Annotated in this window: 11 protein-coding genes, 7 tRNA genes and 1 pseudogene; 1 reads left to right on the forward strand and 18 read right to left on the reverse strand. The window is 37.4% G+C overall.

The features are described 5' to 3' along the window. Positions 1–31 precede the first annotated feature (31 nt). The 18 genes and pseudogenes from treR to B8955_RS04630 form a co-directional block, all read right to left on the reverse strand. On the reverse strand, positions 32–745 hold the full coding sequence (gene treR, locus B8955_RS04545; protein WP_084099131.1) for a trehalose operon repressor: 714 nt from the start codon (positions 743–745) through the stop codon (positions 32–34). Between the two features lie 33 nt (positions 746–778). Then, a complete protein-coding gene (locus B8955_RS07035) occupies positions 779–1,114 on the reverse strand; it encodes a methylated-DNA--[protein]-cysteine S-methyltransferase (RefSeq protein WP_084099065.1) in 336 nt (111 codons plus the stop codon). 30 nt (positions 1,115–1,144) lie between these two features. Further along, positions 1,145–1,270 carry a hypothetical protein gene (locus B8955_RS07040; protein ID WP_268760132.1) on the reverse strand — a complete coding sequence of 42 codons (126 nt, stop codon included), beginning with the start codon at positions 1,268–1,270 and terminating at the stop codon, positions 1,145–1,147. A gap of 99 nt (positions 1,271–1,369) precedes the next feature. Next, positions 1,370–1,657 (reverse strand): hypothetical protein, encoded by a 288-nt coding sequence (locus B8955_RS04555; protein WP_084099066.1) that lies wholly within the window; start codon positions 1,655–1,657, stop codon positions 1,370–1,372. Positions 1,658–1,726: 69 nt separating this feature from the next. After that, positions 1,727–2,245, reverse strand: coding sequence for an NUDIX domain-containing protein (locus B8955_RS04560; RefSeq protein WP_084099067.1), 519 nt, complete (start codon positions 2,243–2,245; stop codon positions 1,727–1,729). Next, complete coding sequence (locus B8955_RS04565) at positions 2,238–3,521, reverse strand: bifunctional folylpolyglutamate synthase/dihydrofolate synthase (protein ID WP_084099068.1); 1,284 nt, start codon at positions 3,519–3,521, stop codon at positions 2,238–2,240. Before B8955_RS04565 ends, B8955_RS04560 begins: the two co-directional genes overlap by 8 nt. Further along, positions 3,521–4,592: pseudogene (gene folE / locus B8955_RS07105) on the reverse strand (GTP cyclohydrolase I FolE). Before folE ends, B8955_RS04565 begins: the two are co-directional and overlap by 1 nt. A gap of 4 nt (positions 4,593–4,596) precedes the next feature. Continuing rightward, on the reverse strand, positions 4,597–4,947 hold the full coding sequence (gene folB / locus B8955_RS04580; RefSeq protein WP_084099071.1) for a dihydroneopterin aldolase: 351 nt from the start codon (positions 4,945–4,947) through the stop codon (positions 4,597–4,599). Positions 4,948–4,955: 8 nt separating this feature from the next. Continuing rightward, positions 4,956–5,924, reverse strand: coding sequence for a dihydropteroate synthase (gene folP, locus B8955_RS04585; RefSeq protein WP_200804268.1), 969 nt, complete (start codon positions 5,922–5,924; stop codon positions 4,956–4,958). Positions 5,925–6,114: 190 nt separating this feature from the next. After that, a complete protein-coding gene (locus B8955_RS04590) occupies positions 6,115–8,649 on the reverse strand; it encodes an ATP-dependent Clp protease ATP-binding subunit (protein WP_084099073.1) in 2,535 nt (844 codons plus the stop codon). Between the two features lie 13 nt (positions 8,650–8,662). Next, a complete protein-coding gene (locus B8955_RS04595; protein ID WP_084099074.1) occupies positions 8,663–9,130 on the reverse strand; it encodes a CtsR family transcriptional regulator in 468 nt (155 codons plus the stop codon). Positions 9,131–9,315: 185 nt separating this feature from the next. Next, positions 9,316–9,389 (reverse strand) — tRNA-Pro (locus tag B8955_RS04600). A gap of 10 nt (positions 9,390–9,399) precedes the next feature. Beyond that, positions 9,400–9,473 (reverse strand) — tRNA-Arg (locus B8955_RS04605). 21 nt (positions 9,474–9,494) lie between these two features. Beyond that, positions 9,495–9,580: transfer RNA gene (locus B8955_RS04610), tRNA-Leu, on the reverse strand. A 70-nt stretch (positions 9,581–9,650) separates the two neighbouring features. Next, positions 9,651–9,722, reverse strand: a tRNA-Gly gene (locus tag B8955_RS04615). Between the two features lie 13 nt (positions 9,723–9,735). Beyond that, positions 9,736–9,808: transfer RNA gene (locus B8955_RS04620), tRNA-Thr, on the reverse strand. Between the two features lie 13 nt (positions 9,809–9,821). Continuing rightward, a tRNA-Lys gene (locus B8955_RS04625) sits at positions 9,822–9,894 on the reverse strand. 3 nt (positions 9,895–9,897) lie between these two features. Then, a tRNA-Val gene (locus tag B8955_RS04630) sits at positions 9,898–9,970 on the reverse strand. Positions 9,971–10,092: 122 nt separating this feature from the next. Here B8955_RS04630 and B8955_RS07110 point away from each other — a divergent pair. Beyond that, on the forward strand, positions 10,093–10,809 hold the full coding sequence (locus tag B8955_RS07110) for a prepilin peptidase (RefSeq protein ID WP_084099075.1): 717 nt from the start codon (positions 10,093–10,095) through the stop codon (positions 10,807–10,809). Positions 10,810–10,838 lie beyond the last annotated feature (29 nt).

The raw sequence follows: 10,838 nt of genomic DNA on the forward strand, positions 1-10,838 counted from the left end.
CTCTTCCTTCCTATTAGGAAACATTTATAATTTATTGTGACTGACGACGAGCAAATTCAGCAAAACGGAATTTTTCTAACCGATGATGGGACGACGTATATTGGAAAAATTGCGTATCATCTAAATACACATAACTATTGACTTGGATAACATGATCCTCAGCATGTAATGCCATATATTTCTGATCAATCGAACTAGCCGGAGTCGCGATAATTTCTTTAGTTGCGAAGCCAATCGCTAGTCCTAGCTCATTCTCAAAATATTGATAAATAGAATCTTTAGCGACTTCTTCACTGATTTCACCGACCAATGATAGGCGTAAATAATCTTCATCAATAATTTCTGCAATACCGTCCATTTCACGACAACGAACGAGATGAACAAACGTCTCATCTGGACGAATATCTTCTTTATCTAATAGAAAATCTGGTGTTTTAACCATTTCATTGACAACCACTCGCGTACTTGTTTGAAATCCTTGAGCTTGTTGTAATTCTTTATAACTCGTTAACCCACTAATTGGAAAAGAGAACCTTTCATGGTCTAAAACTAAAGCCCCTTTGCCTTGTTGCTTTTGAATAAATCCATTATCTAATAACGATTTTTGTGCTTTACGAATCGTTTCTCTTGAAACTCGATATTGTTTTGTTAATTCATTTTCACTTGGTAGATAACTCCCTACCGGATAATAATCTGATCGTATTTTTTGACTCAAATCTGAAGCAATTTGTTGAAACTTACTCATATCTTTCCCCACACAATTTATCTCTATTTACAGTCATTTAGCATTTTCATTAATGATAAAGCCTTCTAATTGCAATAATTTTGCTTTTAAATCTTCGCCTCCTCTATAACCACCTAATTCCCCGTTATGTTTTATAACTCGGTGACACAGAATAAACATTAAAATAGGATTTTGTCCAATAGCATGAGCTACGGCACGTACCGCTTTTGGTTTCCCTAATTGAGTGGCTATTTCCTGGTAACTTCTCACTTCACCTCTAGGTATGGTCAGTAATTCTTGCCATACTTGTTGTTGAAAGGTGGTTCCACATAACAATTGAATAGGTATAGCGTGCTCCTCTAGGTTTCCTTCCCAATACCTTTGAATCATTTCTATATAAGGTGAGTCAGATACTACCTCCTACTGTTCAACAAAAGCAAAGCGCTTCTCTAACCATGCCAAGGAAGTATCTAAGCCATGAATTCCTTGATTAGACCAAACAAGATACCATTGTTTATCGCCAAAACGCATTGGTGTTAGATTCATCCTTATTCTCCTTAAAATAAAAATGGGTTGGAAAACATTCCAGCCCATTTTATTCTGTCATATTGTAACTGTCGCGCTTAATCCGCTTCAGTTACTCTCCTATTTAATATGACGGGCAATATCTTTGCCACGGTTAATCGCTTGATCATAGACATCACGTGCTGAATCTGCTAGACGTTCTGTCGTTGGTCGATCCGTTGTAAATGATAAATCATCCCATTGGCGACGCAATTGGCGTTTTGCTTGACGTGCATGACGTCCAGCATCATCCATTAAATCAGAAATACGATTATTTTTATCTTCTTCATAAACCGCAATTGCTGAGATTGCTGCAATTCCAGCAATCGCTCCGAGAGCAATTAAAGTTGCTTTGGTTGAATTTTTCATTATAGTCATTCCTCCATTACTTTTGTTTATTATAGCACAAGTCCTTTAATAGTTCCTATCATAGCCTAACTAATCCCCAAAATAGGGTTGAAATTCTACTGGTGCTTCAGCATAGGTGAGCCAACTAACAGGTAATTCTGGAGTCTGATGTGTCTGGTTAACTTCAGAAACCCGATATCTTAAATCAATGTGTTCATGCGGTCCTTCTCCTTTAATAGGATTCGCTGGGATTGAAATGATATTAATATCAATCAACTGAGTATGATTGTCATCAGCAACCGCTAATCCTGTTTCTTCCATTAGTTCTCTTACCGCTGTTTCTATAGGAATTTCTCCCGGTTCAACATGCCCAGCGGGAAGTAAGGTCTGATGTAAATAAGGATGTTCAATAAACACCATCTTATCTTGTTTTCTAACCACCATGGAAGCTGATAAGTGCCTTAATGATTGACGATTGTTAAGCTCCCTAGATTGAACATTTTGTAGCTTCTCCAATAATAATTGTGCTTTTTCATGCGACCACCATGAAAAATTAGCACGCTCTAAATCGTTAATTGCGGATGTCACAATTGATTTTAAATCAGACATCAAACTCACCTCTCAAACATTTAATTAAGTGAAAGGATCCTAAAATAATAATAGGTGTCGTTTCTTCTTGATGCATAACAACTTCTAATGCCTCTTTAGGATTGGAATAGATTCCTTGAGGAGATATATTATAACGATTAAAAATGGTTGCTAATTCCTCAGCTGTTAAAGTACGTCCTGGGAAGTCAGGTTGTGTTACCCACCATTTAGCAGGTAATACCCGTAACTTCTCTACCATATGAGCCACATCTTTATCTTTTAAAAAACCACAGATGATTCGTAACGTTTGGTGAGGAAAAGCTGCTTGTAAGCTTTCTATTAAAGAAGTTATGGCATCTAAATTATGCGCAGCATCCATTAAAATGAACGGATGATTATTGACTTTTTCAAACCGACCAGGTAAATGAACGGATGCTAATGCTTTTTGAACTGAGTCATTTTTCCAAGCCAGATGATTCTTATCCAACCACATCTCATACCATGTCAAAACGGTTGCTAAATTTTCCCGTTGAAACTCCCCAGGCAAGCCGAGTGTTATTGTTACTTCCTGATTATTATCTCTAACATATCGATATGTATGCCTATCAACTGTTTGCAAATTCGTCAGGTCTGCTTTCAGACACTCTGTTTCTGGCAACAAGCTGGCAGCAGATTTTAGCTGAGACGTCACTCCTGGTTTTTGCTCAGGAGCAATGACAACGAGTTGATGAGAACGCATAATCCCCGCTTTAGTCGCGACAATTTCTTCTAATGTATCTCCTAATAAATTTAAATGATCTAACCCTATTTTGGTAAAAATAGCCGTTTCCGACTGAGTAATCGCATTCGTCGCATCTAAAGCGCCACCAACACCACATTCTAGCACCACGTAATCGCAGTCCATTTGTTTAAAATATTCAAGAGCGATTAAAAAAGTCCATTCAAATTCAGACAAAATATCCGGTGTTGTCCAGCCATAAGCTTTAAGAATTCGATTGACTTGTGAAGCGACACTCTTAAACGCTTTAACTGAAATCATTTCTCCAGCTACTTGAACGGATTCACGAGGAGTCACAAGATGCGGACTAGTAAATAAGCCAACTTTTAATTGATGAGCAGATAATAAAACTGTGACCATTTGGGCAGTAGAGCCTTTCCCATTCGTTCCCGCTATATGAATAATGGGATAATGTTCATCAGGATGATTCAAACCTACTAGAATTTGGCGCAAAAGACCAATTCGATCTCCCTCTCCATAACGCATAGTAGGAATCGATGACATAAATTCACCACTCATTAAAATCCGACCTTAGGTAATGTTTGTAAGAATTCTGTTCGCAACTGGGTATCTTCATTGAATGCCCCTAAGAAATACGTCGTTCGAGTCACTGAATTATTTTTAGCAACACCACGCATTTCAACACACATGTGGCGAGCATCCACCACCACTGCTACCCCTTTGGCATCCGTAATTTCCATTAAAATATCAGCTACTTCACGAGTAATATTTTCTTGGACGTTCAATTTTTTCGATACATAATCCACTAAACGAGGAATCTTAGATAAACCAATGATTTGCCCATTTTGTGGTAGATACCCGACATTAACCGTTCCGAAGAATGGCAGCATATGGTGTTCACACATAGAATAAAAAGGAATATTATTGACACTCACTAATTGATCATTTCCAGTTGTTTCAGTTGGAAACATTTTCCCTTCAGTAAATTCTTCTTTAGTTGTGGAAGCCGTAATTTCTTGTAACGACTTAGCTACTCGTTTAGGTGTTTCAATTAGCCCTTCACGATCCGGATCTTCACCAATTTCAATTAAAATTTCTCTGACTAACTGTTCAATATGTTTTAAATTTTCTTCATTCATGTGAGTTCCCTATTCTTTCTATAGATTGTTCTGTTTGCTGTAATTCATCAATTCGTTGATTCACTCGATGATAATAGTGAAAATCAGCCGACATAATTTCCTGTATAGGAACTAAAACAAATAAACGATTCCACACTTCTGGATGGGGTAACGTTAAATCTGGGTCTTCTGATACCCTATCATCGAAAAAAACAATATCAATATCTAACGTTCTAGGCCCCCAATGAATGAGACGTTTACGATGCAGGGCAGCTTCAACTTGATGAATATATGCCAATAATTCATATGGGGTTAAAGATGTTGTAATTTTCACCGCCAAATTCAGGAAGTCATCTTGTTTTACCCCGCCAACAGGTGATGTTCGATAATCACTAGATTGTTCCTCTAAAGAAATCTCAGGATGACTAATTAGTTTAGCGATTCCTTTAGTAAGATTATCTTTCGTATCGCCTATGTTAGATCCCATACTGAGATAAGCAATATGTGTCATGATACTACGCCTCCAATTCCACTTCAGCTGAATCTAATAAGCCGTTAATAGGGACTTGTAGTTTACGAATATTGACTTTAACGGTATCAATTTTATCAGGGCTTGATGCTTTAATTAATTCCACAATATCAAAAGCTAATGTTTCAATTAAGTCTGCCCGACACTTTTTAATATAATCTGCAACTAAGTCATAAAAAACTGCGTAAGAGACCGTTTCATCTAATTCATCACGACTCACACTCGCTTTAATCGTTACTTCTAAATCGATAGCAATATTTTGTCCCAGTTTCTTTTCTTCAGGAAAGACACCAATATATGAGTGGAATCGCATATTATTTAATTTAATTTTAAACATATAATCTCCTATTTATTTTGATAAGCCTCAAAATTAGTATCTGCTAGATCTTCAGCATGTCGTACATTATCAGCAATCGTTTTAGCCATGTAATGTTCACGAACACTATGAACCCGAACAACCTCCACACCTTTTAAGGCGGCAATTGCTGTTAAGATAACAGACGCTTGGTCACGAAGTTCAAACCCAGCTGTTGTCTCTGTATCTGTATCAAAACCTGCATCAACTAAAGTGTTTTGAATAAACCGTTTGCGAGATACTCCTAAGAAGCATGGGTACCCCCACTCATGAATAAGCGATAAGTTTTTCAATAATGTATAGTTTTCACGTTTGGTCAACCCAAAGCCAATTCCTGGATCTAGCATTATCCGTTCTTTAGGTAAGTGAGCTGATTGGGCAACAGCTATACTTTTGTCAAAATACGTCGCCATCATATCAACAACTGACATCTCGCTAAAAGCCGCCAACTCATCATCACTAAATACCCCTTCAGCTCCAAATTGTGGGAAAATTTTAGCAGATGGATGATTAGGACGAGCAATCACCGGATTTAACATGACAATAACACCGGCATCTGATTGAGCTATGGTTTCAGCCATCTTCGCATCACCTAATAAGCCCGTAATATCATTAATAATATCGGCTCCTGCCTCAATAGCTGCTTTAGCAACCTCTGATTTCCAAGTATCAACAGAAATAATGACATCCGTTGTTGCTTTTAATTCTTTAATCACTGGTAAAATTCGCTCAATTTCATCATCAATTTCAACATAAGTTGATCCAGGACGAGTCGACTCTCCTCCAATATCAATCATTTGGCACCCTTGATTGATAAGATCTTTGGCGTGTTTAATGGCTTCGTCTTTACCAAACCACTTACCACCATCAGAAAAAGAATCAGGAGTTACGTTCACAATCCCACAAAGCATTGTAGAGTTGTTAAGATTTAGTGTTTGTTGTTTAAATTGAAAAGTCATATGATCACTAATTTTTTCCATTTTAACATCCTACCTTTTCTATTGAGCAAATTATTATATACTGTTTATTGTAAACGATACCATCGCAAAAAGCGACCTACCTCTTTTAATTTTAACAAAATATTGAAGCGAATTCGTTTACAATACATACAAAAAAGTCGGGAAAATTCCCGACTTTAAGTAACAACATTTAGACACCTAAAGTTGCTTCTGCTTTTTGCATGGTTTCAACATCTTCTTTATATTCAGTACCATCTTCACGAACAACTTTTAAGTATAATTGTCCTTTAGAAACGCCGACCGTCACACGGTCATTGGCTGAGATAATACCATCAATTAACCATTCACTAAGCGGATCTTCAATTTGGTTTTGAATGACTCGACGTAATGGTCGTGCCCCATATTCTTTACTAAAACCAATATTAGCAATTTCTCGTTTAGCTGCCGCCGTTACACGCAAATCAATCGCTTTTTCGGCTAATTGGTTAACGAGATTATCAATAAATTTCTGAACAATTTCTTCTATTTGTTCTGGTTGTAAACTATGGAAGACAATCATTTCATCAACCCGGTTAATGAACTCAGGTTTAAACGTTTGTTTCACTTCAGCACGAATTCGTTTATTCATTGCCTCATAGTCATCAGTAACGTCAGTAGCTCCAAAACCGACTGCTTTTTCATCACGTAAAGCTGTGGCACCCAAGTTAGACGTCATAATCAATACAGTATTTCTAAAGTCAACATGGCGACCTTTACTGTCTGTTACGTAACCATCATCAAATATTTGTAATAAAATATTGAAAACATCTGGATGAGCTTTTTCAATTTCATCAAATAAGATAACAGAGTATGGGTGTTGACGAACTTTTTCAGTCAATTGTCCACCTTCATCGTAGCCGACATATCCAGGCGCAGAACCTACTAATCGACTCACACTGTATTTTTCCATGTATTCAGACATATCAATCCGTAATAATTGTTTTTCTGAACCAAATAATTGTTCAGCTAACGCTTTGGCTAATTCTGTTTTACCTACTCCTGTTGGTCCTAAAAATAGGAAAGAGCCAATAGGCCGGTTCGGATTTTTGATTCCGCTACGTGAGCGTTTGACCGCTCGTGTGACAGCATCTACTGCTTCATCTTGCCCTTTTACGCGGTGATGTAAGTCATCAGCCAAGTGAACCAATTGTTTCGTTTCAGACAACTGCATTTGGCTAACAGGAATTTGTGTCCACATAGAAACCACTTTTGCAACGTCTTCGCTATTAATCGCTAACTCTGCGTTTTGATCTTTTTCAGTATCGTCATCCGCTTCATTAGACATTTGCTTAGACAATTCCATCTGTTTAGCATGTAATTCTCCAGCTTTACTATAATCTTGCTGTTGAATGGCATCTAATTTTTCAGCTTCTAATGTTTCCATTTGCTGTTCAAGACTCGCTGGATTTGTCGTTTGATTTTGATGGTTAACATCATAATCTAAGCGTTTTGTAGCAGCTGCTTCATCCATTAAGTCAATCGCTTTATCAGGTAAGAAACGATCAGAAATATATCGTTCACTAAATTTAACTGCAGCTTCTATCGCTTCATCTGTAATCGTCACTTGATGATAATCTTCATACGCTTCTTTAATGCCCATTAAAATCGCTTCAGTTTCAGTTTCACTTGGTTCTTCCACTTGAACTTTGGCGAAGCGACGTTCAAGTGCAGCATCTTTTTCAATGTATTTTTGATATTCATTAAGGGTAGTTGCCCCAATCACTTGAACCGTTCCACGTGCTAAGGCAGGTTTTAGTAAATTGGAAGCATCAATGGCTCCTTCTGCACCACCCGCACCAATTAATGTATGCAATTCATCGATGAATAAAAGAACATCGCCATCTTCTTCGATTTCAGCAATCATATTTTTGACGCGATCTTCAAATTCACCACGATATTTCGTTCCAGCTACTAGTGAGCCCATATCGAGAGATAATAACCGTTTTTTCGCTAAATTATGAGGAACATTTCCTTCTGCAATCATCAAAGCTACTGCTTCAGCAATAGCTGTTTTACCAACACCTGGTTCTCCCACTAGTACTGGATTGTTTTTCGTTCGCCGACTTAAAACTTGTAATAAACGACGAACTTCAAATTTTCGCCCGACAACTTTATCTAACTGACCATCACGTGCCATAGCAGTTAAGTCTTTTGTTAATCCTTCTAAAACTGATTTTTTTTCAGGTTTTTGTTTATTTCCGTTTAACATAGCTGATTTATTATTTGATCTCCGTTGTTGAACAGGAGGACGTTTCCCTAACATACGATAAATATCTTTTCTTAGACGATTAATATCGACTGATAGGTTTTCCAAAATACGAGTTGCTAAAATCGGTTCAGCCAAAATAGCTAATAATAAATGCTCAGTCCCGATTTTATCACTGTCTAGATTTTCAGCTTCTTTATTTGCTAGGGCTAATAGCACACGGCTCTTAGGAGAGAAAACATAATCTGAGGCTGACGTCGTTGCATAATTACCATACCCCATAATCATTTCAGTTTCTTCTAATAACTCAGCAAAGTCTGGTAACTGACGAGATAACGCAGCAAAACCAATACCAGATTGAACTTCATACACCCCTAATAAGATATGTGCACTACTAATGGAATAATGATGAAAGTCACTAGCAAATTTTTTCGCTAATTCTAGTGCTTTTGCGGCATTATTAGTATATTTTTTTTTCATAAAGTATCATGCCTCATTTCGTTTCTTGATATTTGAGTTTTAATAACATATTTTTTAAAATCACAGCGCGTACTTCAGGGGCATTAATAAATTTCCCCAACGCATCTTTATCAATCGCTGAAAACATTATTTCAGCTTCTCGTTGATTAATGACGTCGTTTGCGGCTAAATTATTAATAATCGCAATCGCATTACGTAATGTCACTGTATCATCAATGACCGATAGCATCGCATCGATAATTTCAGAATCATCCACAATCGCTAATTTCATAATCCGAATATAACCTCCACCACCACGCTTACTTTCAACAGCGTAGCCATTTTCTGGTGTAAAACGTGTTTTAATAACATAATTAATTTGTGAAGGAACACAGTCAAAATGATCGGCTATTTGTTTACGTTGAATTTCTATTCGTTGATTTTCTTGCAAAACACTTTTTATATAAGCTTCAATAATATCAGACATATTTTTATTTTGCATTATTCTCACCTCAAGTCTGACTAATTTTGACTATTTACTTTATCATACGAAAATTTTTTCAGAGTGTCAATTCATAGCGCTAGAAAGGTAAGATGAATACACGTTCAAACCTATTTCAAACCTATTTTTAGATATCATTCGCTAACAAAATAAAAAGGATGAGACAATTGCCTCATCCTTAAACATCGGGAAAACAGGATTCGAACCTGCGACCCCTTGGTCCCAAACCAAGTGCTCTACCAAGCTGAGCTATTTCCCGCAAATAAAAATGCACCCAGCAGGATTCGAACCTGCAACCGCCTGATTCGTAGTCAGGTACTCTATCCAGTTGAGCCATGGGTGCATATCAATATTAAAATGTAAATGCCGAGGACCGGAATCGAACCGGTACGATAATCACTTATCGCAGGATTTTAAGTCCTGTGCGTCTGCCAGTTCCGCCACCCCGGCGCTTTATCAGCGCTTCGTTATGTTGAACATTATAGCACTTATTTAAGATATTGTCTACAATTATTTTTTAAGCGGAAGACGGGGTTCGAACCCGCGACCCCCACCTTGGCAAGGTGATGTTCTACCGCTGAACTACTTCCGCATAACTGTAGCGATGCCGGCTAAAGGACTTGAACCCTCGACCCTCTGATTACAAATCAGATGCTCTACCAACTGAGCTAAGCCGGCTTATTATTAAAAATGACCCGTACAGGATTCGAACCTGTGACCCACTGATTAAAAGTCAGTTGCTCTACCAACTGAGCTAACGAGTCATATGGAGAATGAGGGGTTCGAACCCCCGACATCCTGCTTGTAAGGCAGACGCTCTCCCAGCTGAGCTAATTCTCCATCATGTTGTGTCGTTCGTCATCGACAACTATTACATAATATCATCATCCTACTCAGACGTCAATACTTTTTAGAATATTTTTTTGATTTTTTTCTCCGTACTTACTATCGAGGTGATAAAAATGTTGTTATTAAAAGGATTGATAGCCTATTTTTTACTAATTCTAGCTTCTTTTTTTATGGTGATTGGCGAGCGACTAGTGACTCAACGGTCTTTTCTTTGGGGGCGTTCAATATGTGATTATTGTCATCATCCAATTCATCCTCTTTACTTAATGCCACTTATCGGTCCATTACTCACAAAATTTCATTGCTCTCACTGTAGACATCCAATCGCTAAAAAATATTTATTTGGCGAGTTAGTTTATGCTCTGAGTGTCATAGTACTCTTACTGACAACGAATCATCCCATATTTAATAGTGCTATTTTCAGTATGCTTTTTATTATGAGTGTCAGCGACTATCACAAGCAATGGGTACCAGATCGTCTACAGCTCATTTTATTAGCTATTATCATGATTAACCACGCCTTACTAGCCATCCCTATATATTGGTTTCAACCGATTGTTTTATTATTACTTTTTATTTTAATCAATAAAATATGGCCTCAAAGTATTGGGGGCGCTGATATTAAAACAATTAGCTTACTCAGTTTAACTTATCCGGCTCACTTTGGTCTAATGTGGCTACAAATAGCTACCTCATTAGCATTACTCTATATTCTTTGTCACAACTATGTTACGCATCGCTCGCTAGAAGGAATCCCATTCTTCCCATTTATCACTTTGAGTTTTCCCATTATTTCACTAGTCTACTATTTTAATCCAAATCTATTTTAAAAATAAAAAAGCCCTTGGAAATTCTCCAA

It is taken from the genome of Aerococcus suis (assembly GCF_900176325.1).
GTDB lineage: Bacteria > Bacillota > Bacilli > Lactobacillales > Aerococcaceae > Aerococcus > Aerococcus suis.

Coding starts and splice junctions, on each gene's coding strand:
- treR (WP_084099131.1), bottom strand. CDS start 745: ATGAGTAAGTTTCAACAAATTGCTTCAGATTTGAGTCAAAAAATACGA.
- B8955_RS07035 (WP_084099065.1), bottom strand. CDS start 1,114: ATGATTCAAAGGTATTGGGAAGGAAACCTAGAGGAGCACGCTATACCT.
- B8955_RS07040 (WP_268760132.1), bottom strand. CDS start 1,270: ATGAATCTAACACCAATGCGTTTTGGCGATAAACAATGGTATCTTGTT.
- B8955_RS04555 (WP_084099066.1), bottom strand. CDS start 1,657: ATGAAAAATTCAACCAAAGCAACTTTAATTGCTCTCGGAGCGATTGCT.
- B8955_RS04560 (WP_084099067.1), bottom strand. CDS start 2,245: ATGTCTGATTTAAAATCAATTGTGACATCCGCAATTAACGATTTAGAG.
- B8955_RS04565 (WP_084099068.1), bottom strand. CDS start 3,521: ATGAGTGGTGAATTTATGTCATCGATTCCTACTATGCGTTATGGAGAG.
- folB (WP_084099071.1), bottom strand. CDS start 4,947: ATGTTTAAAATTAAATTAAATAATATGCGATTCCACTCATATATTGGT.
- folP (WP_200804268.1), bottom strand. CDS start 5,924: ATGACTTTTCAATTTAAACAACAAACACTAAATCTTAACAACTCTACA.
- B8955_RS04590 (WP_084099073.1), bottom strand. CDS start 8,649: ATGAAAAAAAAATATACTAATAATGCCGCAAAAGCACTAGAATTAGCG.
- B8955_RS04595 (WP_084099074.1), bottom strand. CDS start 9,130: ATGCAAAATAAAAATATGTCTGATATTATTGAAGCTTATATAAAAAGT.
- B8955_RS07110 (WP_084099075.1), top strand. CDS start 10,093: ATGTTGTTATTAAAAGGATTGATAGCCTATTTTTTACTAATTCTAGCT.